We start from the raw sequence: 25,124 nt of genomic DNA on the forward strand, positions 1-25,124 counted from the left end.
TTTTGGCGTTATGCCTTTTGTTGTCGGTCAACCTGTATGTCCGTTTTTCGGACGCCCCGAGCCTTGTAGAGAGTGGGGTTATTTTTATAGGTACTGCATTAAATCCATTGCCGGATGGCGCTGCGCTTATCCGGACTACTTCTTCTTAACCGGGCGTTTCCAGCCCTGTTTGTTGATCTGTGGTACGCGGCTTATAACCAGTTCATTTTCTGCGACATCGCGCGTGACGGTCGTTCCGGCGGCAATGGTCGCGCCTTTTGCAACGGTAACCGGCGCCACAAGTTGCGTATCGGAGCCAACAAACACATCGTCGCCAATGATAGTTTTAAATTTGTTTGCGCCATTGTAGTTGCAGGTAATGACACCCGCGCCGACATTCACGTTGTCGCCAATTTCCGCATCGCCCAGGTAGGTCAGATGACCGGCTTTGGAACCTTTACCGAGACGCGCTTTTTTCATCTCAACAAAGTTACCAACGTGCGCGCCCACCAGCAGCTCTGCGCCCGGGCGTAAACGGGCAAACGGCCCAATGGTGCAGTCAGCTTCCAGACGGGCATCTTCCACCACGCTGTAGGGGCTGATGTCGCAATCATCGCCAATCACGCTGTTTTTGATAATGCAACCCGCGCCAATCTTGACGCGATCGCCCAATTTAACGTTGCCTTCGATAATGACGTTAGCATCGATCTCCACATCCCGCCCGTGCTCCAGCGTACCGCGCAGGTCAAAGCGCGACGGATCGCGCAACATCACGCCCGCCAGCAGCAGTTTTTCAGCTTGTTCTGTCTGATAAGCGCGCTCGAGACGCGAAAGCTGGAGGCGATTATTCACGCCTTCGACTTCGCTTAAGCGCTGCGGATGCACGGCAGCAATTTCACGCCCTTCGTGATAAGCCAGGCTGATGATGTCGGTGATGTAGTATTCACCCTGGGCATTATTATTGGTGAGCTTGCCGAGCCAGCGTTTCAAATCGCCGCCGTTGGCGACAAGAATGCCGGTATTGATTTCATTGATCTGACGCTGGGCTTCGCTGGCATCTTTCTGCTCGACAATCCCGGTCACCACGCCATTCTCACGCGTGATACGGCCATAGCCGGTTGGATCGTCGAGTACAACGGTGAGCAGACCGATTCCGCCCTGCGGTTTTGCTTCACGCAGGCGCTCAAGCGTCTCGACCGAGATCAGTGGCACATCGCCGTAGAGCATTAAAATATCTTCGTCGTCAGCAAAAAATGGCGCGGCCTGCTGCATGGCATGACCGGTGCCGAGCTGTTCAGCTTGCAACACCCAGTTGAGTTTGTCGTCGGTGAGACGTTGCCTGAGCAATTCACCGCCGTGACCATAGACAAGATGAACCTGATGAGCGCCAAGATTATTAGCGGTATCAATGACATGCTGAACCATCGCTTTCCCTGCAAGGGTATGCAGCACTTTGGGAAGATCGGAATACATGCGTGTGCCTTTGCCAGCAGCAAGGATCACCACACTCATTTTTGTGTTCAACATATTCGTCCTGACTATCATTTGGGAAAGAAGTTAACCTCTTTCATGTTGAAATTACTACATCTTTTGCAGCATGAAATGGACTGTCGGTGAAATGTGCAATCTCCCCGCTCACAGGCCATTTGAAGGTCATTTTGCGGGCAGAGTAAATCAGCTTTACCCTGAAACATAGCGCCATTTCGCCCTGTTATTCATTTATACAATGAGTTAGTGATTTTTTTCATCCTGAATAAAGATTACGCATAAAAAAAGCCAGCCTGGAAACCAGACTGGCTTTTTAACGTTCAAGCCGGTGTTACATCGCTTTTTTCGTCAACTCGATAACACGCAGTTTCGCGATGGCTTTCGCCAGCTCCGCAGACGCCTGAGCGTAATCCACGTCACCGTGAGAGCTATTAATGTGCTCTTCTGCTTTGCGCTTCGATTCCAGGGCTCGCGCTTCGTCGAGATCCTGACCACGAATAGCGGTATCAGCCAGAACGGTCACACTGCCAGGCTGCACTTCGAGAATGCCGCCGGACAGGTAGATAAACTCTTCATGACCGAACTGTTTTACGATGCGGATCATACCAGGCTTAATGGCGGTGAGCAGCGGCGCGTGACCCGGGAACACACCCAGTTCACCTTCACTGCCCGTTACCTGGATTTTTTCGACCAGACCAGAGAACATCTGTTTCTCTGCGCTGACGACGTCCAGGTGGTAAGTCATTGCCATATCACCCTCCGATTAAGGCGTTAAAGTTTTTTGGCTTTTTCCACGGCTTCTTCGATGGAACCGACCATGTAGAACGCCTGCTCCGGCAGGTGGTCGTATTCGCCTTCCATAATGCCTTTAAAGCCACGGATGGTGTCTTTCAGGGAAACGTATTTACCCGGAGAACCGGTGAATACTTCCGCAACGAAGAACGGCTGGGACAGGAAGCGCTGGATCTTACGAGCGCGCGCAACCACCAGTTTGTCTTCTTCAGACAGTTCATCCATACCCAGAATGGCAATAATGTCTTTCAGTTCCTGGTAACGTTGCAGCAGAGACTGTACTCCACGCGCGGTGTCGTAGTGCTCCTGACCAACCACCAGCGGATCCAGCTGACGGCTGGTGGAATCCAGCGGGTCAACGGCCGGGTAGATACCCAGAGAAGCGATCTGACGGCTCAGTACCACGGTTGCGTCAAGGTGCGCAAAGGTGGTTGCCGGAGACGGGTCAGTCAAGTCATCCGCAGGTACGTATACCGCCTGAACGGAGGTGATAGAACCGGTTTTGGTGGAGGTGATACGTTCTTGCAGAACACCCATCTCTTCCGCCAGCGTCGGCTGGTAACCTACCGCTGAAGGCATACGGCCCAGCAGTGCGGATACTTCAGTACCGGCGAGGGTATAACGGTAGATGTTGTCGACGAACAGCAGAACGTCACGACCTTCGTCACGGAACTTCTCAGCCATGGTCAGGCCGGTCAGTGCAACGCGCAGACGGTTTCCCGGCGGCTCGTTCATCTGGCCGTACACCAGGGATACTTTGTCCAGTACGTTGGAGTCGGTCATTTCGTGGTAGAAGTCGTTACCCTCACGAGTACGTTCACCCACGCCCGCAAACACAGAGTAACCGGAGTGCTCAATCGCGATGTTACGAATAAGCTCCATCATGTTTACGGTTTTACCTACGCCCGCACCACCGAACAGACCGACTTTACCGCCCTTGGCGAACGGACACATCAGGTCGATAACTTTGATGCCGGTTTCCAGCAGTTCCTGAGAGCTGGAGAGCTCTTCATAGGACGGTGCTGCGCGGTGGATAGCCCAACGCTCTTCTTCACCGATGTCGCCTTTCATGTCGATCGGCTGACCGAGCACGTTCATGATACGACCCAGTGTTGCTTTACCTACCGGGACTTCGATCGGGTGCGAAAGGTCAGTCACTTCAAGACCACGACGCAGACCGTCGGAAGAACCCATGGCGATGGTACGTACGATACCGCCGCCGAGCTGCTGCTGAACTTCCAGCACCAGCGTCTCGTTACCATTCTTAACCTCAAGAGCATCGTACACGCGCGGTACGGCATCCTGAGGGAATTCGACGTCAACCACGGCGCCGATTACCTGGACAATTTTTCCAGTAGCCATCATGAATCCTCTACGAATTAACCTGGTTATACCGCGGATGCACCACCGACGATCTCGGTGAGTTCCTGAGTAATGCTGGCCTGACGAGCTTTGTTGTATACCAACTGCAGCTCTTTGATCAGGCTGCCGCCATTGTCGGTCGCGGCTTTCATCGCCACCATACGTGCGGCCTGCTCGCTGGCCAGGTTTTCAACAACACCCTGATAAACCTGAGATTCAACATAACGGCGCAGGAGAGTATCCAGCAGCGCTTTTGGATCAGGCTCGTACAGATAATCCCAGGATTTACGCTTCAAATCTTCATCTTCTGCGGCCGGTAACGGCAGCAGCTGAGTGATGGTCGGAGCCTGAGACATGGTGTTGATAAATTTATTACTAACAATATAAAGCTTGTCCAAACGACCTTCGTCGTAGGCCTGTAGCATGACTTTAACGGGGCCGATCAGTTCCGACAGGGACGGGTTATCACCCATACCGGTCACCTGAGCGACAACGTTGCCACCTACGGAATTGAAGAAAGACACGCCTTTAGAGCCGATCATCGCGAGTTCGCTCTGAACGCCTTTATCGGACCATGCTTTCATATCCGCCAGCAGTTTTTTGAACAGGTTAATGTTCAAACCACCGCACAGACCACGGTCGGTCGACACTACCAGGTAGCCCACGCGTTTAACGTCGCGTTCTTCCAGGTAGGGGTGCTTATATTCCAGATTACCGTTCGCAAGGTGACCAATCACTTTGCGCATGGTATCTGCATAAGGACGGCTGGACGCCATGCGATCCTGCGATTTACGCATTTTGGAAGCGGCGACCATCTCCATCGCTTTAGTGATCTTTTGCGTGTTCTGGACGCTTGCGATCTTACTACGTATCTCTTTTGCGCCGGCCATGAGCTTCTCCTCAATGCCTTACGGCCTGCCCTAAGACAGGCCGCCAGACGTTACCAGGACTGGGTTGCTTTGAAGGAATCGAGGATGCTTTTCAGCTTGCCTTCGATTTCGTCGTTATAGCCACCGGACTGGTTAATCTCTTGCATCAGCGGAGCGTGTTCACGGTCAACGTACGCCAGCAGAGCGGCTTCGAAGCTACCGATTTTCGCCAGTTCCACATCTTCGAGGTAACCGCGTTCAGCCGCGAACAGCACCAGGCCCTGTTGTGCAACAGACATAGGGGCATACTGTTTCTGTTTCAGCAGCTCGGTCACTTTCTGACCATGGCTCAGCTGTTTACGGGTTGCTTCATCCAGATCGGATGCGAACTGCGAGAACGCCGCCAGTTCACGATACTGCGCCAGCGCGGTACGAATACCACCGGACAGTTTCTTGATGATCTTGGTCTGCGCTGCGCCACCCACACGGGATACGGAGATACCCGGGTTAACCGCCGGACGAATACCGGAGTTGAACAGGTTAGTTTCCAGGAAGATCTGACCATCGGTAATAGAAATTACGTTGGTCGGAACGAACGCGGAAACGTCACCCGCCTGCGTTTCGATAATCGGCAGAGCGGTCAGGGAGCCGGTTTTACCTTTCACTTCACCTTTGGTGAAGTTCTCAACGTATTCCGCGTTTACGCGGGATGCGCGCTCCAGCAGACGGGAGTGGAGGTAAAATACGTCGCCCGGGAATGCTTCACGTCCTGGCGGACGACGGAGCAGCAGGGAAACCTGACGGTAAGCAACAGCCTGTTTGGACAGGTCATCGTAAACGATCAGTGCATCTTCACCGCGGTCACGGAAGTATTCGCCCATTGCGCAACCGGCATACGGAGCCAGGTATTGCAGTGCAGCAGATTCAGAAGCGGTTGCCACAACAACGATGGTGTTGGCCAGCGCGCCGTGCTCTTCCAGTTTACGAACCACGTTGGAAATGGTGGACGCTTTCTGGCCGATAGCCACGTACACACATTTGATGCCGGAGTCGCGCTGGTTGATGATCGCATCGATAGCCATCGCCGTTTTACCGGTCTGACGGTCGCCGATGATCAGCTCACGCTGACCACGACCGATTGGGATCATGGCATCAACGGATTTATAACCGGTCTGTACCGGCTGATCGACGGACTGACGATCGATAACGCCCGGTGCGATAACTTCGATTGGCGAGAAGCCATCGTTATCAACAGGGCCTTTACCGTCGATTGGCGCACCCAGGGTGTTCACCACGCGGCCTAACATGCCACGACCAACCGGAACTTCAAGAATACGGCCAGTACACTTAACCTTCATGCCTTCGGCGAGGTCAGCATACGGACCCATCACAACTGCACCTACGGAGTCGCGCTCCAGGTTCAGTGCGATAGCGTAACGGTTACCCGGCAGAGAAATCATCTCGCCCTGCATACAATCGGCCAGGCCGTGGATGCGGATAACACCGTCGCTTACAGAAACAATAGTACCTTCGTTGTGAGCTTCACTCACAACACTGAACTGAGCAATGCGCTGCTTGATCAGTTCGCTGATTTCGGTGGAATTCAGTTGCATGCTCCAGTCCCCTTAAGACTGCAAGACGTCTGCAAGGCGTTCAAGACGGCCGCGTACGCTACCATCAATGACCATATCACCCGCACGGATGATTACGCCTGCCATTACAGACTTATCGATATTGCAATTCAGCTTAACTTTGCGTGACAGACGTTTTTCCATCGCGGCGCTGATTTTCGCAAGCTGTTCTTCACTCAGTGCGGTGGCGGAAGTCACATCGACTTCGGCGATAGCCTCGCTTGCCGCGCGCAATTGAATAAACTGCTCAAGAACATCAGGGAGCGCCTTCAGACGACCGTTTTCGGCCATCACACGAATCAGGTTTTGGCCTTTTTCGTCAAGTTGCTCACCACATACGGCGTTAAACGACTCAGCGAGCGTTTCCGGTGCAAGCGCACCGGAGAGAAGCTCTGCCATATGTTCGTTTTTCGTCACCTCGGCGGCAAACGCCAGCATATCCTGCCAGCGATCAACGCTTTGGGTTTCGACGGCAAAGTCAAAAGCTGCTTTGGCGTAGGGGCGAGCTACCGTTACAAATTCAGACATCAGCCCCTCCTCCTTACAGTTCAGCGACCAGTTTATTCACGATGTCGCTGTTAGCAGCTTCATCCACGGAACGCTCGATGATCTTCTCGGCACCGGCAACAGCCAGCAGAGCCACTTGTTTACGCAGCTCTTCGCGGGCGCGTTTACGTTCGGCGTCAATTTCCGCCTGCGCCTGCGCCACGATTTTGTTACGTTCCTGCTCGGCTTCAGTTTTCGCTTCGTCCAGGATCTGAGAACGACGTTTGTTCGCCTGTTCAATGATTACCTGAGCTTCAGCTTTCGCTTTTTTCAGCTGGTCGGTCGCATTGGCCTGCGCAAGATCCAGGTCCTTTTTAGCTCGTTCTGCGGAAGCGAGACCGTCAGCAATTTCTTTTTGACGTTTTTCGATGGCAGCCATTAACGGTGGCCATACATACTTCATGCAGAACAGAACGAACAGGACAAACGCGATGGCCTGGCCGAGGATTGTTGCGTTTAGATTCACAGCACAATGCCTCTTATCTGGTTAACATTCTAAACAATTGCTTGGAAAGCAACCCTTACTACGCGACAGCAAACATCACGTACAGACCCAGACCTACAGCGATCATCGGGATAGCATCCACCAGACCCATAACGATAAAGAACTGAGTACGCAGCAGAGGAATCAGATCCGGCTGACGTGCTGCGCCTTCCAGGAATTTACCCCCGAGGATGCCGATACCGATCGCAGCACCGATTGCCGCCAGACCCATCATCACAGCGGCAGCCAAGTACAGCAGATCCATATTCAGGTTTTCCATGACAGTCTCCAGTTTGTTTCAGTTAAAACGTAGTAGTGTTGTTAAAAATCAATGTTCTTCGGACGCCATCGACAGATAGACAATCGTCAGAACCATGAAGATAAAGGCTTGCAGCGTAATGATCAGGATGTGGAAAATGGCCCATGGCACATTCAGAATCCACTGTGACCACCACGGCAGAAGACCCGCGATCAGAATGAAAATCAACTCACCCGCGTACATGTTGCCGAACAGTCGCAGACCGAGAGAAACCGGTTTGGACAGCAGGCTCACGCCTTCAAGGATAAGGTTTACCGGAATAAATACCGGATGGTTGAACGGCTGGAGAGTCAGCTCTTTAGCGAAACCGCCAATACCCTTCATTTTGATGCTGTAGAACAGAATCAGGATAAACACGCCCAGCGCCATAGACAGCGTGATGTTGACGTCAGCAGACGGCACCACACGCAGGGCAGGCAGACCAAGAACATGCTCGCCGATATACGGCAGCAGATCGATAGGCAGCAAATCCATCAGGTTCATCAGGAATACCCAGACGAAAATCGTCAGGGCCAGTGGAGCGATAAGCTTGCTTTTGCCGTGGTACATGTCTTTGACGCTACCATGAACAAAACCAATAACCAGCTCAATCGCCGTCTGGAATTTCCCCGGGACGCCGCTGGTCGCTCTTTTCGCCACGCTACGGAACATCACCAGGAACAACAGACCCAGTACCACCGAGAAAAACATGGAGTCGATATTCAGCGTCCAGAAAGTGGCCGGGGGGTTATGCGGATCCACCAGCGAGAAGGTACGTAAGTCAATCTGAAGGTTATTCAGATGGTGACCGATGTACTCCTGCGGTGTTGAGATTTCTCCTGCAGACATGATGCCTCTTACCCTTTGTTGTTAATTACAGCAGGTGCCAGTATTTGAACGACCAGCACCGAAACCCACGTGACTATCAGCGGCAAAAAAGCCACCTTAAAAACCGCCAGCGCCACCACCAGTAACACGAATGTCAACAACACCTTGAGTGCTTCACCGAAGGCGAAGGTCCAGGCCACGCGGCCTTTAGCAGGTGTATGCGCCTGATGACGCCAGGCAAAAATCATAAACAACATATTCGGCAATAAGACTGCCATACCTCCGCTCACGGCGGAAATGCCCCAGAAGGGGTCTTTGAGGCTAAACAGCAATCCACTTGCCATTACTGCCAGAAACTGAATAAGCAGAAGCTTGCGAGCAGCGTTTCGACTTAAGAGCGACACAGACATTACGTTTCTTAACTCCTGCTCCCTTTGAGGTATGCCGCGTGTCGTATAAAACGTTCTTTAAGGCCCGGAGTCAAGCAGCAAAAAGCGGTCAAATTATACGGTGCGGCCTCGTGATTTCAAACAATAAGTAGCGAAAAGGTGAATAAATGTTTAAATATTTTTCCCGAGGGCTATTTTTAAACTTTTGAATAAACTGTGAACCTTCGGGCAAAAGTGCAAATAACGCGAAAAACCTGCCAACAAAGCGTGCACTCGGTCACAAATTAAACACACAGGCGTCAACCCAAATAAACGTGCAAAGATTATGGTTCTTTTCATCGTTATGAAATTTAAGGCGATTTATCACAACTCTTTTTAAAACAGCTACCTCTATACCGAAAACCTTTCATTGACATTTTTAATAATTATTTTACAAGCGAATTTGGTTCTCATTGCCGATTTGTAGCGGACTGATATTTTCGCTGTTGATTATTTTCTCGGTTAACAGAATTTACGTCGTTAAATGTCAGAAAAATCCTGGTAAAAATTTAGTTAAATGTAACTGAACGTATCACCGCTTTTAGTGTCGTTTTTTAACATTTCAGCAACCGCACGAATTCTACATTTTTTGATAAAAATTAAACTTTATTTGTTTTAACGATCACCAAATGGCGCTCGCCGTCCAGGTGCGGAATAGACAATTTAACGATAGATTCTACGGCTAAATCAGCAGGTAACAGCGCAATCTCATCATCTGGCACCTGCCCTTTGAGTGCGTAATAGCGGCCCGCTTCGCCCGGCAAATGATGACACCAGCTCACCATGTCGTTCAGCGAGGCAAACGCGCGGCTGATAACACCGTCGAACGGCGGTTCGGCAGGAAAGTTTTCCACCCGGCTCTGTACCGGTTCGATATTGCTCAATTTCAACTCATGCTGCACCTGGCGCAAAAAGCGTACGCGTTTTCCAAGGCTGTCGAGCAGGGTGAAGTGGGATTCAGGGCGAACGATGGAGAGCGGTATGCCCGGAAGACCAGGGCCAGTACCGACATCGATAAAACGCGTCCCTTGCAGCCAGGGAGCAACCACGATGCTGTCGAGAATATGGCGGATCAGCATCTCGTTGGGATCGCGTACCGAGGTCAGGTTGTACGCTTTGTTCCATTTGTGCAGCAGTTCGACGTAGGCAACCAGCTGATGTTGTTGTTGATCGGACAGCGAAATGCCGGCTTCATCCAGCAGACGAGAGAGTTTGTTGAGCACGGTGAATACCTGTGAAAATTAAAATGCCCGGTAAAAACCGGGCAGAATACGAAAATTAAGCGCTACGGCGCAGCATGCCCTGTTTTTTCAGCCACACCAGCAGAATGGAGATTGCCGCCGGGGTGATCCCGGAGATACGCGACGCCTGGCCAATGGAAGACGGTTTATGATCGTTGAGTTTCGCGATCACCTCGTTGGACAGGCCGTTCACCTGGCGGTAATCCAGCGTTGCCGGCAGCAGCGTGTTTTCATTGCGCTGCTGTTTTTCGATTTCATCCTGCTGGCGCGCAATGTAACCCTCATATTTCACCTGGATTTCCACCTGTTCCGCTGCCTGCTGGTCTTCCAGACCCGGAGCGAATGGCGTTAGCTGTACCAATTGCTCATAGGTCATTTCCGGGCGACGCAGCAGATCTTCACCGTTGGCCTCACGTGAGAGCGGCGCGGTAAGTTGTGCGTTAACCGCAGGAGCATGTTCGGATGCAGGCGACACCCACTGGGATTTCAGGCGCTGACGTTCGCGCTCAATGGTCTCCAGTTTCTGGTTGAAACGCGCCCAGCGCTCATCGTCCACCAGACCCAACTCACGACCGGCTTCGGTCAGACGCAGATCGGCATTGTCTTCACGCAGCATCAGGCGGTATTCCGCGCGGGAGGTAAACATGCGGTACGGCTCTTTGGTTCCCAGCGTGCAGAGATCGTCCACCAGCACCCCCAGGTAAGCCTGATCGCGACGCGGAGCCCAGCCCTCTTTGTCGGCCGAGTAGCGCCCGGCGTTTAAACCTGCCAGCAGCCCCTGGGCCGCCGCTTCTTCGTAACCGGTGGTGCCATTGATCTGGCCGGCAAAGAACAACCCGTGAATGTATTTACTTTCCAGCGTCGGTTTCAGATCGCGCGGATCGAAGAAATCGTACTCAATGGCATAGCCAGGACGAACAATCTTCGCGTTTTCCATCCCCTGCATAGAGCGGACAATCTGCATTTGCACATCGAACGGCAGGCTGGTGGAGATACCGTTCGGGTAAATTTCGTTGGAGGTCAGGCCTTCCGGCTCGAGGAAGATTTGATGCTGATTGCGATCGGCAAAACGCATCACTTTATCTTCAATTGACGGGCAGTAACGCGGGCCAATCCCTTCGATCACCCCGGCATACATCGGGCTGCGATCGAGGTTATTACGAATCACGTCGTGGGTTTTTTCGTTAGTGTGCGTGACATAGCATGGTACCTGACGCGGATGCTGAGCAGCATTGCCCATAAACGAGAACACTGGCATCGGGTTATCGCCATGCTGTTGCGCCAGCACGCTGAAATCAATGGTGCGCGCATCAATACGCGGCGGCGTGCCGGTTTTCAGGCGGCTGACGCGCAGCGGCAGTTCACGCAGACGGCGCGACAGCGGGATGGACGGCGGATCGCCTGCGCGGCCACCGCTGTAGTTATCCAGCCCGATGTGTATCTTGCCGTCAAGGAAGGTCCCGACCGTAAGCACCACCGCTTTGGCGCGGAATTTTAGCCCCATCTGGGTCACGACACCGACCACCTGATCGTTTTCAACAATCAGATCTTCAACCGCCTGCTGGAAGATCATCAGGTTCGGTTGATTCTCCAGCGCAGTGCGTACGGCCTGGCGGTAAAGCACGCGATCCGCCTGTGCCCGGGTTGCACGAACGGCCGGGCCTTTGCTTGCGTTTAGTATCCTAAACTGGATGCCTGCCTGATCGATGGCTTTCGCCATCAGTCCGCCAAGCGCATCCACTTCTTTCACCAGGTGTCCTTTCCCAATACCGCCGATCGCCGGGTTGCAGCTCATTTGCCCCAGGGTGTCGATATTGTGTGTCAAAAGCAGAGTCTGCTGACCCATACGCGCTGCGGCCATCGCGGCCTCAGTGCCTGCATGACCCCCGCCAATGATGATGACGTCAAAAGGATCCGGATAAAACATGGTGGTATGCCTCGCCTGAGCGGTTAAGAAATTGGATTGAAGCCCCGGGCCGTGGATTCTACTCAACTTTAGTCCAGTGAGAAAGGATCGGATCCCGGGTATTAAAAAGAAGATCTTTATGTAGAGAGATCTGTTCTATTGTGATCTCTTATTAGGATCGCGATGCCTTGTGGATAACCTGGATCATCGCTTTAAGATCAAGTTATTAGAAAGGATCATTAGCTGTGAATGATCGGTGATCCTGCACCGTATAAGCTGGGATCAAAAAGGGTAGTTATGCACAACTCAAAAACTGTACTGCGGTTATTCATTGGATAACTACTGGTTAATAAGGCCTTTTAAGCATAGTTATCCACATCTGATCGCACGATCTTTACACAAATCAGAGTAAATTTTTCCAGGATCCCAGCCATTCTTCCGCCGGATCCTCAGGAATGTCGTGTTCAAGGATGTTGATCTTCAGTGTTTCACCGATCTGTTTGGCCCCGTTTGCTTTCAATGCCGCATCCAGTTTTTCAATCGCCTGACAGAAGGTGTCATATTCGCGACTGCCGATACCGATAGCGCCAAAACGCACCTGCGACAGATCCGGTTTCTGTTCGTTGAGATCATCAAGGAAGGGTTGCAGGTTGTCAGGCAGATCGCCCGCCCCATGGGTGGAACTGATCACCAACCAGATCCCCTGCGGCTGCACATCATCTAATAGCGGGCCATGAAACGTCTCGGTACTGAAACCTGCCTCTTCCAGCTTTTCGGCCAGATGTTCCGCAACGTATTCAGCACCGCCAAGGGTGCTGCCGCTAATAAGAGTAATGTCTGCCATGAACCCGCTCCGTTTTACTCGCCCTTCGGCGACAAATTGGGACGTATTGTACGCTGTGAACGGGCTGGGATCTACCTGTGGACAATATGGGTATTGATCGTTAACGAAAACGCCCGGTTACGGGCGGATGGTGCGCATTATCGGGTTTTGCAGGGAGATCAGCGTCTCCGTGGACTGAATTTCATCAATTGTTTGGATCTTGTTGATAAGTACCTGCTGGAGCGCGTCGATCGAGCGGCACATGACTTTAATAAAGATGCTGTAGTGGCCGGTGGTGTAATAGGCCTCCGTCACTTCTTCCAGACTCTCAAGCTTCGCCAGGGCAGACGGGTAATCTTTGGCGCTTTTCAAAATGATGCCGATAAAACAGCACACGTCGTAACCGAGTTGCTTCGGGCTGACATCAATGCGCGCACCGGTGATGATCCCGGCCTGTTTCATCTTCTCAACGCGCACATGAATTGTGCCGGGGCTGACGCCGAATTGTTTCGCCAGTTCGGCGTAGGCGGTACGTGCATTCGCCATTAACGCCTCGAGGATGCCGCGGTCGAGATTGTCGATCTGATAATTTTCCATATGATTTTCTTATGAAGAATGAGGATTCATTTTATTTTAGCCGTGTATTTTATCGATTCAAAAGTGCTTTAGTCTTTTTAATTGCGATTTATTGAGTTGTGACGCTGTTTTGTTGCTTAATTGAAAGCCTCAGGACACAGGAGTTAAATAATGAAAACCGCTTACATCGCAAAACAACGCCAGATTGCCTTCGTGAAATCCTTCTTTTCCCGCCAACTGGAAGAAAAGCTGGGCCTGATTGAAGTCCAGGCGCCGATCCTCAGCCGCGTGGGAGATGGCACGCAAGATAACCTGTCGGGTTGCGAAAAAGCGGTACAGGTAAATGTGAAAACGTTACCGGATGCCCATTTCGAAGTGGTGCACTCCCTGGCGAAATGGAAACGTCAGACGCTGGGGCAGCATGACTTCAGCGCCGGAGAAGGGCTGTATACGCACATGAAAGCCCTGCGCCCGGATGAAGACCGCCTCTCACCGATTCACTCTGTCTATGTTGATCAGTGGGACTGGGAGCGCGTTCTGGGCGATGGTCAGCGCGAGCTTGCAACATTAAAAGCCACGGTAGACGCGATCTGGGCCGGGATCAAAGCCACCGAAGCCGCTGTCAGCGAACAATTTGGTCTGGCACCGTTCCTGCCAGAGCAGATCCACTTCGTGCACAGCGAAACCCTGCTCAGCCGCTTCCCGGATCTCGATGCCAAAGGGCGTGAAAAAGCGATCGCCAAAGAGTTGGGCGCGGTGTTCCTGATGGGCATTGGCGGCAAGCTCAGCGACGGCAAACGTCACGATGTTCGCGCACCGGATTATGATGACTGGAGCACGCCAGCGGAAGCCGGTTTTGGCGGCCTCAACGGCGATATTCTGGTGTGGAACCCGGCGCTGGAAGATGCGCTGGAACTCTCTTCGATGGGGATTCGCGTCGATGCCGAAGCGTTAAAACGCCAGTTGAAGCTGACCGGCGATGAAGACCGGCTGCAACTCGGCTGGCACCAGGCGCTGCTGCGTGGTGAAATGCCGCAAACCATCGGCGGCGGGATTGGTCAGTCGCGCCTCACCATGTTGCTGCTGCAATTACCGCATATCGGCCAGGTGCAGTGCGGTGTATGGCCGACCTCTGTACGTGAACAGGTTGCCGATTTGCTCTAACGCCGCCAGCGGCGTAACAGGCGGCTGCGCATCCCGGTATCGAAGCGCCAGATATGGTCAAAGATGCGCATGATACCGGGCTTGCCATGCGCCGACATCGCCACCGCGTGAAAGCGGTGTTGATGAAGATGCTGTAGCTCCTTAACCTTATTGATCACCTCGTCCGGCAGGCGCTGGGCGATAAAATCAGAAATAACCACCGCATCAGCGTCGTACCACTCCCCGCCCTGCATCCGTTCGATCACCGCGCGAAAACAGCTCGCCAGATCGGTGCCGCCGCGAAAGCGCTGGCTGAGAAAGCGGATCGCCTGCTCCAGCCCCTGCGCGCTGGTCAGCTCATAACGCACCACTTCGCTGGAAAAAAGCATAATAAAGCAGCGGCGTTTGTCCGCCAGCGCTACGCGCATGAGCGCCAGACAAAACGCCTTTGCGCACCGCTCATTAAACCCGCCCATGGAGCCGGACGTATCCACGCAGACAATAAATGGTCCGCGCGGTTGTTCATCAACGTGCTGATGAATGACCGGACGTTCGGTCACCTTTTCCCGCCAGGCATCGCCGTGCAGCCGGTACGTCAGTAACTGTTTCTCCACCAGCCGCCGGTAAAATTCATATTCCAGTTCGGTAATGCCGAGCGTTGCCAGTTCGGGCGGCAAAAGCCGCAAAATATCATCGCTCTGATGCAGCCCGTCTACTTGTTCGGGGACGGTGGCCGGTTCACGCACCAGGGTGCGGAAGGTTTCCATTGGCGCATCTTTGCGTGGCACGGATCGGGCTTCACGCGAGCGACCAAGCTGTTCTGCCAGTTGCTGAAGCTCCGGCTGCTCTTTGAGGAAATCGCCATAGTTAACAATTAGCTGGTAATCGCCGCGCTTAAGCTGCCCGGCGCTCATATCCCATAACCGACCGGCGGCGTTCTCATTTTCAATCAATACCGGCTCAAGCTGGCCGCTGAGGGTCATGCGCTCCTGCACTTCACTGAGCAGTTGCTCCCGCTCCTCTTCCAGAAGCTGCTGATTAAAAGCGGTAGTTTGCACTACCAGGCTCAGCCGCCAGCGTTGTAAAAACAGAGTGTGCAGGGCAGGAGAAAAGACCGGGTTATCTCCGATCATCTGCCGGGCCTGCGCCGCGTAAGGGGATTGCAATTGATCGAGCAGCGCCAGGATTTGCGGCAACTGCACGGTAAATTGTGAGGTGGAGAGCAACTGGTTCTGCTGATAGCTCAGCACCTCCTGCGCCAGTTCCTGCGGAACTTCAGCTTCTTTCAGGTGCTTTTTTAGTGCTTCGCGCCAGCGGGGAACATCTTCTGTAATAGCGTGTTTGAGTTTGGGAAACTTTTCGAAAAACAGCGCCAGTTGCGGCGAAGCCAGCAGGAGGACGATGAGATCTTCAATCAACGCCTCTTCACTGATGGTAAGCATGACATTGAGTGTTTCCAGCGTTAGCATTGCCGCGCCTGTTGGATCTGCGCTCTGACATCCTGCAAGCTGGCTTCAATGCGACCTAACCAGTCGCCAGGAATAAACAGGCATTTCTGCTGTTCGCTAAAGCGGGTGTGCTGCTGGTGCCAGTTGTTGTCCAGTGTTTCCAGTTGCTGTTTTATCTCTTCCGGAACGTTATCCGTTGTCGTACCCGGTAGCGCAAGGCGCGATCCCTGCAAACTGACATCGCGGATCACTAAATGCAGGCTGGCATCCACTTCCATATTCAGCGGTTGCGCAAAACCAATACCATTAAGCTTGCCGCGGATCTCGCCGCCTTTCGCCAGCCACTGCTCCAGCGCGCTACGCTCAAGCGTGATGTGAATAACGTTGAGATCGTGCAGTTTCAGCGGCTGCTGTAACAAGAGCGTTAGCACCGATTCGTTCAGGTAGGCCGGCAGATCGTAATGGGGACGGCGGTTGAACATGCCGCCCTGACGACTGACTTTGAGCGCGGTTTTGTCGCTTTGCTGCTGCTGAAGCTGTAAATGGCGCTGCACGATAGCGCTCAGTTGCGTCGCCATTGCTTGCTGCTGCCAGGCGTGCCCGGTCATCAATATTTCTAATTGCTGCTGCATCAAGCGCAGGCCTTCTGCATCGTGCCACAGGCAATCTTTCAGCAAGATTAAATCGACAGGAGCGACCGACTCGCGGCCGCTGAAAAAGGCGCTGGCCTGCAACAGACGAATCGCTTTTTTCCAGCGCCTGTCGGAAACATAAGGCGCATTTGGCAAAGTATCGAGCTGCTGGCGCAGGGTATAGATCAGTTCAAACACGTGTTCGGGCAGAGTGACTTGCGTTATCTCATATTGCCAGCGCGTGTATTCATCATCGGTGATTTGCAAATCAACGGGCACCGGGTTTTCGCTCTCATCCTGCTGGTTGATAAGCATCGCGCGGAAGTTGCTCTTCTCCTGCACTTTGTCCAGCCACAGGCGAATCAACATGCGGTCATACAGCGCTTCCAGGCTGCTGTCGGCTTCCGGCAGTTCGTTAGAGGCGGCCACCAGCAAGCGCATCGGGATTTTCGCTTCACTCGCGCCGTTACGAAAGCGCCGCTCGTTAATCGCGGTAAGTAGCGTGTTGAGGATGGCCGGACCGGCTTTCCAGATTTCATCAAGAAAAACGATTTCCGCTTCCGGTAAATAGCCGCTGGTTAAGCGCTCATAGCGCCCTTCATCTTTCAGCGCCTGAATAGAAAGCGGGCCAAAGACCTCTTCCGGCGTAGAGAAGCGGGTCATTAAATATTCAAAGGCGCGGGCATGCTGGAAGGCAAATTTCAGGCGGCGCGCAATCAGGCTTTTGGCTATCCCCGGTGGGCCAAGGAGAAAGACGCTTTCGCCGCTCAGGGCGGCCAGCAAACAGAGCCGAATCGCATGGCTACGCTCAAAGAGCCCCTTTTCCAGCGCGCTGCTTAAGCGGGAAATTCTTTCTGCTAATAAATGTAAGTGAGCCATAATGAATCTGCGTCCTTTCGCCGCGTTATTCGGCTTGTCAGAGCGAGTATAAACGTTCCTGAAAGTGCGTGTAATAGACTGAAGCGCGGCTTTATTTTCTTTGCGCCAGATTAATGTGGCTGCATTTAGGGGTACGATTCTGCCGATAATCGTGCATACTGTGCGCTTTTTGTGGGCCAAGGGACTAAGCACACATTTGCATCCAATCAAAAGATTAGTCTATGAGCACTGATAATAAGCAATCGTTACCCGCAGTCACGCTCGCGGCAATTGGGGTTGTCTATGGTGATATTGGCACCAGCCCACTTTATACACTTCGTGAATGTTTGTCCGGCCAGTTCGGCTTTGGCGTTGAGCGCGATGCCGTGTTCGGTTTCTTATCGCTGATCTTCTGGCTGCTGGTTTTCGTTGTCTCCATTAAATACCTGACCTTTGTCATGCGGGCAGATAACGCCGGTGAAGGCGGGATTTTAACCCTGATGTCCCTCGCTGGCCGCAACACCTCCGCCAGAATGACCTCCGTGCTGGTGATCATGGGGCTGATTGGCGGCAGCTTCTTCTATGGCGAAGTGGTGATTACGCCCGCCATTTCGGTGATGTCGGCAATAGAAGGCCTGGAGATTGTCGCGCCGTCGCTCGACGCCTGGATTGTGCCACTGTCGATTGTTGTCCTGACGCTGTTGTTTATGATTCAGAAACACGGTACGGGGTTGGTCGCGATCGCTGTCGCCGAACCAGGCTGGCTCAGAAGCGAATTCTTTACCCGCTTTCAACGGATTGACAGTTTCGAAGAAACGGAAGCCCCAGGTCAGCAGTTTTTTACTTTCTGCTTCACGGCCTTTAAAGGTACGACCGCCCATTACTGCCGAGATCAAACGCATCTGGCCTTCGGTTGCCGAAGCCACCAGGTTGTACCCGGCTTTATCCGTGTGACCGGTTTTGATCCCGTCAACGTTCAGGCTGTTATCCCACAGCAAACCGTTACGGTTAGTCTGGCGAATGCCGTTGAAGGTGAACTCTTTCTCTTTATAGATAGAGTATTCATTCGGCACGTCGCGGATCAGCGCCTGGCCAATCAGCGCCATATCGCGTGCGGAGCTGAACTGACCATCGGCATCCAGGCCGTGCACGGTCTGGAAGTGGCTGTTTTTCAGACCCAGCGCGCTAACGTAGCTGTTCATCAGGCCAACAAACGCGTCCTGGCTTCCGGCAACGTAATCGGCCATCGCCACGCAGGCGTCATTACCCGATTGCAGGTTGATACCGCGAATAAGCTGGGAAACCGGCACTTGCATGCCTGGTTTGAGGAACATCAGGGAAGATCCACGGAACACCGGATTTCCGGTTGCCCACGCGTCGTTACCGATAGTCACCAGATCGCTGTCTTTGAATTTACCCGCTTTCATCGCCTGGCCGATGACGTAGCTGGTCATCATTTTGGTCAGACTTGCCGGATCGCGACGCGCATCGGCGTTTTGTTCTGCCAGCACTTTGCCGGAGTTGTAATCGATCAGGATATAGGACTCCGCGTCGATCTGCGGAACGCCTGGGATCATGGTTTTAATATTCAGGTCATCGGCATGCGCAGCAGAGAGCGTGGCTGCGGTCAGCGCCGTGGTGAGCGCCAGGCGCTGCACGAAACGAGCGGAAAAAGTGGTCTTCATGGTCGAACAACGACATCCGTGATGGAGTTAAGAAAGAGCCTTACTATAGCAAAAGCTATACCGGCAGGCATCTGACTTTCAGCATGAGAGTGTTAATGTTGCTTACATAAACTGACACAGTCAGACACCTTTCCCAATTACTGCGCGCTGGTAATAAACGACTGTAACTGCGCTTCATTTTGCAAACGCTGCTGCAAAGCGCTGGCATCCGATTTATTACTGAACGGGCCTAACTGCACGCGCCATACCGCACCGTTTTGCATCACGCGCCCTGGCACGGAAAATTGCTGCGCCAGACGTTGCTGATACTGTTGCGCACGCGCCTGATCGCTCACCGCGCCAACCTGCACCATATAGCTGCCGCTGGCGGAAACCGCTGGCGCACTGGTTGTTGGCGTTGCTGTCTGGACAGAGCCCTGTACCGAACCCGGTGCGGTGACCGGGGAAGCGCGGTTGGCAGGCGCAGCCGTCTGAACCACGGGTTCGGTTTGTGTTACTGGCGTTACTGGAGTAGTAGCAGTCGGTTGCGCGGTTTCACTGCTTTCCAGCACGCCAGAAGCGAGTGGCGTTTGCGCCCCAAGGAAGCCGCCGCTGCTTACTGGCGCACCGGTGGCATCATCACTTTTCAGCGTATCGTTACTGATAGGCTGGATATTGCTCTGCGGCTGAACCGGCTGCGGTTCAGCGGTGGCGCTGCCCATGCCGCCGCTGAGATCCGGGCGAGCGGGCAGCACATAGGTCTGCTGCGCCACTTTAGTACAGGCCATACCCGGGCCTGAAAGGGAGCCATCCTGCGCAACGATAATCGGGTCGATACGCACTTTGGTGTTATTCGAGGTGTTAAGGCGATCGGCCGCGGCGCGCGAAAGGGAGATCACGCGATCGGTGCCGTACGGGCCACGATCGTTAATACGCACAACAATCATGCGACCATTTGCCAGGTTGGTAATGCGCGCATAGCTCGGGATCGGTAAGGTCGGATGCGCCGCTGTCAGTTGCATCGGATCGAACGCTTCACCAGAGGCGGTCAGATTACTGCCCGGTTCCGCATCATAAATGGCGGCAAGGCCTGCCTGGCTGAAAGTCGACGGATCCTGCACCACTTTGTAACCTTTACCGTCACGCTCGTAATCCTGATTCGCCGTCGCATTGAGCTGCTCGTAGTGAGGCTCTGCGCCGCTGATTTCAACGACGGGGCCGTTGCAGACGGCAGGTTGGGGGGCGACCATCGTTTGCTGCTGATTATCGTTATTCGAACATGCCGCCAGTAACCCTGCCGCTATGCAGATCCCAGGCCAAAGCTTATGCATTGCGCACCTCTTATACGTTCTTTGACAACATTTTCCTGTGGGTATGGATCGACATAACGATACCAAACCCGGCCATGAGTACAATCAGGGCGGAACCCCCATAACTGATCAGCGGTAGCGGGACACCCACCACCGGCAAGATACCGCTCACCATACCAATATTTACGAAGACATAAACAAACAGAATCAGCATCAAGCCACCGGCCATCACCCGACCAAATGTAGTCTGTGCCCGGGCAGCGATCCACAATCCGCGCATAATCAGCAGCACATACAGCGCCAGCAAAATCAGGATCCCCACCAGACCAAGCTCTTCCGCCAGCACGGCGAAGATAAAGTCGGTATGGCGCTCCGGCAGAAACTCAAGCTGCGACTGTGTACCGTGCAGCCAGCCCTTCCCGGTCAGGCCGCCGGAACCAATAGCGATTTTCGACTGAATAATATGGTAGCCCGCACCGAGCGGATCGGTTTCCGGATCGAGCAGCATCATGACGCGCTGGCGCTGATAATCATGCATCAGGAAGAACCACAGCACGGGAATAAACGCCGCCACCAGCACCGCCGCAATGCCTATCAGCCGCCAGCTCAGGCCGGAGAGGAACAGCACAAACAGCCCGGAGAGCACCACCAGAATTGATGTGCCGAGATCCGGTTGCGCCGCCACGAGCAGCGTAGGCACAAAAATCAGCACCAGCGCAATGCCGGTATTTTTCAGGGAAGGGGGGCAAACATCGCGGTTAATGAAGCGCGCCACCATCAGAGGCACGGCGATTTTTGCAATCTCTGAAGGCTGGAAACGCACCACGCCGAGATCGAGCCAGCGCTGCGCGCCTTTTGAAATGGCACCGAACGCATCCACTGCAATCAGTAAGATCACGCAGAAAATATAGAGATAGGGTGCCCAGCCTTCGTACACGCGCGGCGGCACCTGCGCCAGCACCACCATGACGACCAGACCCATGGCTATCTGGCCGATTTTACGTTCGGTCATGCCGATATCCTGACCGCTGGCGCTCCAGATAACCATCGCACTGTAAAAAAGTAGCGCGAGGATGATGAGCAGCAGAGCTGGATCGAGATGGACTTTATCCCAGAACGATTTTTTGTTCGGATTATCCGTCATGATTATTGGTCCTCCGCCGCTGCCGTGGACGGGTTTTCCGCCGGCAACTCGGTGTTGTTATCGCCAAGCATAATATGGTCGAGGATCTGGCGCATAAGAGTCCCGACAGCCGGGCCTGCACCGCCGTTTTCCAGAATTATCGCCACCGCAACCTGTGGATTGTCATACGGTGCGAAGGCGGTCATCAATTTGTGATCGCGCAGACGCTCGGCAATGCGATGAGCGTTATAGGTTTCGTTAGCTTTCAGGCCAAAGACCTGCGCGGTACCGGATTTTGCCGCCGCTTTATACGGCGCATTAGCAAAGTATTTATGGCCGGTTCCGTTCGGGCGATTCGCCACGCCGTACATCCCATCTTTGGCAATTTCCCAGTAACCGGAGTGAATATCACCAACCGGCGGCTGAACGGGTTGCTTCCACGGCACCTGTTTGCCGTCTTCCACAGTGCTCATCAGCAGGTGCGGCACTTTAACCACGCCGTCGTTGATCAGGGTCATCATCGCTTTATTCATCTGCAACGGCGTGGCGGTCCAGTAACCCTGGCCGATCCCCACCGGGATGGTGTCGCCCTGATACCACGGTTTTTTAAAGCGTTTCAGCTTCCATTCGCGGGTCGGCATATTCCCCGAGCGCTCTTCCGAAAGATCGATACCGGTATAGTGACCGTAGCCAAATTTGCTCATCCACTCCGACAAGCGATCGATGCCCATGTCATAGGCGACCTGGTAGAAGAAGGTATCGGCGGACTCTTCCAGCGACTTGGTGACGTTCAGATGGCCGTGGCCCCATTTTTTCCAGTCGCGATAGCGTTTTTCAGAACCCGGTAACTGCCACCAACCCGGATCAAACAGGCTGGTGTTGCGGGTGATCACCCCGGCGCTCAGCGCGGAGACGGCGACATAGGGTTTCACCGTTGATGCTGGCGGGTAAACCCCCTGCGTCGCGCGGTTGATCAGCGGCGTATTCAGATCGTTTAACAGGGACGAGTAATCTTTGCTGGAGATGCCATCGACAAACAGGTTTGGGTCATAGCTCGGCATGGAAACCAGTGCCAGGATGCTGCCGCTGCGCGGATCGGTCACCACCACCGCAGCACGGCTACCGGCAAGCAGCGTTTCGATATACTGCTGTAATTTCAAATCCAGCGTCAGGTAGATATCATGCCCGGCCTGCGGCGGCACCTCTTTGAGCTGGCGGATCACCCGGCCACGGTTGTTGACTTCAACTTCTTCATAACCGGTCTCACCGTGCAGCACATCTTCGTAATAGCGCTCGATCCCAAGCTTACCGATATCGTGGGTGGCGGCGTAGTTGGCGAGTTTGCCCTCTTTATCCAGCCGTTCGACATCTTTATCGTTGATTTTCGACACATAGCCAATAACGTGCGTCAGCGCGGAACCATACGGATAAAAGCGGCGTTTATAGCCTTTCACTTCCACGCCGGGAAAACGGTACTGGTTAACGGCAAAGCGAGCAACCTGCACTTCGGTCAGGTTGGTTTTTACCGGAATAGAGGTAAAACGGTGCGAGCGGGAACGCTCTTTTTTAAAGTTGGCGATATCATCGTCGTTCAGATCGACCACATCGCGCAGCGCATCCAGCGTTTGCTGCACGTTATCGACCTTCTCCGGCATCATTTCCACCTGGTAAATGGTGCGGTTCAGCGCCAGCGGCGTGCCGTTGCGATCGTAAATAATGCCGCGGCTCGGGGCGATAGGCACCAGTTTGATGCGGTTTTCGTTGGAGCGTGTCTGGTAATCCGCAAAACGGACGATTTGCAGATTATAAAGGTTGGCGATCAGCACGCCGGTAAGCAGCAAAATCCCCGTAAAAGCGACCACCGCCCGGCGCACAAACAGCGCGGACTCAGCCGTATAGTCGCGAAAAGAATTCTGTAATTTCATCCGCTGCTTAATCTGCCTAAGACTCGTTACTCACGGTGATAAGGATGATTGGTCGTAATACTCCATGCGCGATACAGGCTTTCAGCAACCAGCACACGCACCAGCGGGTGAGGAAGAGTCAGCGCAGAGAGTGACCAACTTTGTTCTGCCGCCGCTTTGCAGGCAGGGGATAACCCTTCCGGCCCGCCAATCAGTAAACTGACGTCGCGCCCGTCCTGCTTCCAGCGTTCCAGCTCGTTTGCCAGTTGCGGCGTATCCCAGGGTTTCCCGGGGATATCGAGAGTGACGATGCGGTTTTTGCCCGCTGCGGCTAGCATCAGTTCACCCTCTTTATCAAGGATCCGCTTGATATCGGCGTTTTTACCGCGCTTTCCGGCAGGAATTTCCACCAGCTCGAATGGCATATCTTTCGGAAAGCGACGCAGATATTCACTAAAACCTGTCTGTACCCAGTCCGGCATTTTTGTGCCGACGGCGACCAGTTGCAGCTTCACGCATTAACCCCAGAGTTTTTCCAGTTCATACAGGCGGCGACTCTCTTCCTGCATCACATGGACAATCACATCGCCCAGATCGACCACTACCCAGTCGGCGACGCTTTCGCCTTCAACGCCCAGCGGCAGCAAGCCAGCGGCGCGGGATTCCTGAACCACGTGATCGGCGATGGAGACAACATGACGAGTGGATGTGCCGGTGCAGATAATCATGCAGTCGGTGATGCTGGATTTGCCCTGAACGTCAATGGCAACGATGTCCTGACCTTTCAGGTCATCAATTTTGTCGATTACAAAATCCTGGAGTGCTTTACCCTGCAAGTGTTCCCCCTGGGTGAATAAAAAGTGTACTGTTAATGAACGGCCTGACATTATACCTGAACTGCATCAATTGTCGGGACAAATGTCTCCTCCCGCCAATTTCAAAAGCTGGCTATCATCCCATCCTGGCCATGCGATTGCATTGCCAATTTTGTAAAACAATTCTGCGCGCGGAGAATAGCAGCCTGGAAGGGCGTGTCAATGACCGAATCAGCGGCGTGAATGCGATGCGTGAAAAACAGGCTATGCCTCGCCATCACGGCACACCGCGCGGCTATTCAGCACCCGTAGCGTGGCAAAGTCATCCTGGATTTCGACCAGACTCCAGCAGCCCTGTTCGACCCGAAAATGCCACAGCGAAGCGGCGGGCATGTTGAGTAAGCGGGCAATCAACAGGCTAATCACTCCCTGATGGCTGGCGATCAGCACGTTGTTCTGCGTCTGTTTTAATTCATTCAACAACGCAATAACGCGCTCAATACGGGCGGAAAAAGCCTGAAACCCTTCACCATTGGTGGGGATCGCATGTTGCCAGTCGGTACACCAGGCGGCATAACTCTCAGGATCTTCCCGCGTTAAATCACGGTGGTGGCGCATTTCCCAGTCGCCGAAAAACATTTCGTTAAGCAACGGTGTCGTGTGAATCGTCAGATCGCGTGATGCGAGTACGTACTCTGCCGTTTGCTGCGCACGTTCCAGTTCGCTACAAAGCACATAATCGAAGGGCACGCTATGCAGTAAATCATGCAGGGTCTGCGCCTGGGCAAGCCCTTTCGGCGTTAACGGCGTTGGGGTATGTCCGCTATAAAGCCCGGCGACATTGGCTTCGGTTTCCCCGTGGCGTATTAACCAGAGTCGCATTCTTCTCTCCCGGCTGAATTTCTGCGCAAAGTTTATCATCGCCCCCTGAATCCACCTCCCTTTTTCGCTAAGATAGCGACTTTTGACCGGAGCG

Annotated in this window: 23 protein-coding genes and 2 pseudogenes; 2 read left to right on the top strand and 23 right to left on the bottom strand. The window is 53.5% G+C overall.

All coding sequences use genetic code 11. The features are described from left to right. Positions 1-135: 135 nt before the first annotated feature. The 14 genes from glmU to asnC form a co-directional block, all read right to left on the bottom strand. A complete protein-coding gene (gene glmU / locus Q5705_06880) occupies positions 136-1,506 on the bottom strand; it encodes a bifunctional UDP-N-acetylglucosamine diphosphorylase/glucosamine-1-phosphate N-acetyltransferase GlmU (protein WLI78270.1) in 1,371 nt (456 codons plus the stop codon). A gap of 292 nt (positions 1,507-1,798) precedes the next feature. After that, the gene (locus Q5705_06885) at positions 1,799-2,218 is read right to left on the bottom strand and encodes a F0F1 ATP synthase subunit epsilon (GenBank protein WLI78271.1); all 420 of its coding nucleotides are present in this window, start codon (positions 2,216-2,218) and stop codon (positions 1,799-1,801) included. A gap of 20 nt (positions 2,219-2,238) precedes the next feature. Further along, entirely contained in the window at positions 2,239-3,621 is a 1,383-nt protein-coding gene (gene atpD / locus Q5705_06890; protein ID WLI78272.1) for a F0F1 ATP synthase subunit beta, read from the bottom strand. Between the two features lie 26 nt (positions 3,622-3,647). Beyond that, positions 3,648-4,511 (bottom strand): F0F1 ATP synthase subunit gamma, encoded by an 864-nt coding sequence (gene atpG, locus Q5705_06895; GenBank protein WLI78273.1) that lies wholly within the window; start codon positions 4,509-4,511, stop codon positions 3,648-3,650. A 50-nt stretch (positions 4,512-4,561) separates the two neighbouring features. Next, a complete protein-coding gene (atpA, locus tag Q5705_06900) occupies positions 4,562-6,103 on the bottom strand; it encodes a F0F1 ATP synthase subunit alpha (protein ID WLI78274.1) in 1,542 nt (513 codons plus the stop codon). A 12-nt stretch (positions 6,104-6,115) separates the two neighbouring features. Continuing rightward, on the bottom strand, positions 6,116-6,649 hold the full coding sequence (atpH, locus tag Q5705_06905; protein ID WLI78275.1) for a F0F1 ATP synthase subunit delta: 534 nt from the start codon (positions 6,647-6,649) through the stop codon (positions 6,116-6,118). Between the two features lie 13 nt (positions 6,650-6,662). Beyond that, complete coding sequence (gene atpF, locus Q5705_06910) at positions 6,663-7,133, bottom strand: F0F1 ATP synthase subunit B (GenBank protein ID WLI78276.1); 471 nt, start codon at positions 7,131-7,133, stop codon at positions 6,663-6,665. Between the two features lie 58 nt (positions 7,134-7,191). Next, positions 7,192-7,431 (bottom strand): F0F1 ATP synthase subunit C, encoded by a 240-nt coding sequence (gene atpE, locus Q5705_06915; GenBank protein WLI78277.1) that lies wholly within the window; start codon positions 7,429-7,431, stop codon positions 7,192-7,194. A gap of 48 nt (positions 7,432-7,479) precedes the next feature. Further along, positions 7,480-8,298: a F0F1 ATP synthase subunit A gene (gene atpB, locus Q5705_06920; protein WLI78278.1), complete on the bottom strand. Its 819-nt coding sequence runs from the start codon at positions 8,296-8,298 to the stop codon at positions 7,480-7,482. Positions 8,299-8,306: 8 nt separating this feature from the next. Further along, a complete protein-coding gene (atpI, locus tag Q5705_06925; GenBank protein WLI78279.1) occupies positions 8,307-8,687 on the bottom strand; it encodes a F0F1 ATP synthase subunit I in 381 nt (126 codons plus the stop codon). Positions 8,688-9,304: 617 nt separating this feature from the next. Continuing rightward, on the bottom strand, positions 9,305-9,928 hold the full coding sequence (rsmG, locus tag Q5705_06930; protein ID WLI78280.1) for a 16S rRNA (guanine(527)-N(7))-methyltransferase RsmG: 624 nt from the start codon (positions 9,926-9,928) through the stop codon (positions 9,305-9,307). A gap of 55 nt (positions 9,929-9,983) precedes the next feature. Beyond that, entirely contained in the window at positions 9,984-11,873 is a 1,890-nt protein-coding gene (mnmG, locus tag Q5705_06935; protein WLI78281.1) for a tRNA uridine-5-carboxymethylaminomethyl(34) synthesis enzyme MnmG, read from the bottom strand. A gap of 382 nt (positions 11,874-12,255) precedes the next feature. After that, complete coding sequence (gene mioC, locus Q5705_06940) at positions 12,256-12,696, bottom strand: FMN-binding protein MioC (GenBank protein WLI78282.1); 441 nt, start codon at positions 12,694-12,696, stop codon at positions 12,256-12,258. 117 nt (positions 12,697-12,813) lie between these two features. Continuing rightward, on the bottom strand, positions 12,814-13,272 hold the full coding sequence (asnC, locus tag Q5705_06945) for a transcriptional regulator AsnC (protein WLI78283.1): 459 nt from the start codon (positions 13,270-13,272) through the stop codon (positions 12,814-12,816). A gap of 150 nt (positions 13,273-13,422) precedes the next feature. Here asnC and asnA point away from each other — a divergent pair, with 150 nt between their 5' ends. After that, positions 13,423-14,415, top strand: a complete 993-nt coding sequence (gene asnA / locus Q5705_06950) for an aspartate--ammonia ligase (protein ID WLI78284.1) — start codon at positions 13,423-13,425, stop codon at positions 14,413-14,415. On the opposite strand, the gene viaA is transcribed toward asnA, so the two are convergent. Together viaA and ravA are read right to left on the bottom strand one after the other, a co-directional pair. After that, positions 14,412-15,863 carry an ATPase RavA stimulator ViaA gene (gene viaA / locus Q5705_06955; protein ID WLI78285.1) on the bottom strand — a complete coding sequence of 484 codons (1,452 nt, stop codon included), beginning with the start codon at positions 15,861-15,863 and terminating at the stop codon, positions 14,412-14,414. The genes asnA and viaA overlap by 4 nt on opposite strands. Beyond that, on the bottom strand, positions 15,857-17,353 hold the full coding sequence (gene ravA / locus Q5705_06960) for an ATPase RavA (protein WLI78286.1): 1,497 nt from the start codon (positions 17,351-17,353) through the stop codon (positions 15,857-15,859). Before ravA ends, viaA begins: the two co-directional genes overlap by 7 nt. Positions 17,354-17,574: 221 nt before the next feature. Here ravA and Q5705_06965 point away from each other — a divergent pair. Next, positions 17,575-18,069: pseudogene (locus tag Q5705_06965) on the top strand (KUP/HAK/KT family potassium transporter). Here the strand turns inward: Q5705_06965 and Q5705_06970 are convergent. The 7 genes and pseudogenes from Q5705_06970 to Q5705_07000 form a co-directional block, all read right to left on the bottom strand. Beyond that, positions 18,070-19,017, bottom strand: a pseudogene (locus Q5705_06970) (serine hydrolase). Positions 19,018-19,154: 137 nt separating this feature from the next. After that, positions 19,155-20,327, bottom strand: coding sequence for an endolytic peptidoglycan transglycosylase RlpA (rlpA, locus tag Q5705_06975; GenBank protein WLI78287.1), 1,173 nt, complete (start codon positions 20,325-20,327; stop codon positions 19,155-19,157). Positions 20,328-20,337: 10 nt separating this feature from the next. Next, positions 20,338-21,450: a peptidoglycan glycosyltransferase MrdB gene (gene mrdB, locus Q5705_06980; GenBank protein WLI78288.1), complete on the bottom strand. Its 1,113-nt coding sequence runs from the start codon at positions 21,448-21,450 to the stop codon at positions 20,338-20,340. Positions 21,451-21,452: 2 nt separating this feature from the next. Continuing rightward, complete coding sequence (gene mrdA / locus Q5705_06985) at positions 21,453-23,354, bottom strand: peptidoglycan DD-transpeptidase MrdA (GenBank protein ID WLI78289.1); 1,902 nt, start codon at positions 23,352-23,354, stop codon at positions 21,453-21,455. 26 nt (positions 23,355-23,380) lie between these two features. Further along, the gene (rlmH, locus tag Q5705_06990; protein ID WLI78290.1) at positions 23,381-23,848 is read right to left on the bottom strand and encodes a 23S rRNA (pseudouridine(1915)-N(3))-methyltransferase RlmH; all 468 of its coding nucleotides are present in this window, start codon (positions 23,846-23,848) and stop codon (positions 23,381-23,383) included. Positions 23,849-23,851: 3 nt separating this feature from the next. After that, entirely contained in the window at positions 23,852-24,169 is a 318-nt protein-coding gene (gene rsfS, locus Q5705_06995; GenBank protein ID WLI78291.1) for a ribosome silencing factor, read from the bottom strand. Between the two features lie 243 nt (positions 24,170-24,412). After that, positions 24,413-25,030, bottom strand: a complete 618-nt coding sequence (locus Q5705_07000) for an adenosylcobalamin/alpha-ribazole phosphatase (GenBank protein WLI78292.1) — start codon at positions 25,028-25,030, stop codon at positions 24,413-24,415. Positions 25,031-25,124 lie beyond the last annotated feature (94 nt).

Source organism: Kosakonia sp. H02 (assembly GCA_030704225.1).
GTDB lineage: Bacteria > Pseudomonadota > Gammaproteobacteria > Enterobacterales > Enterobacteriaceae > Kosakonia.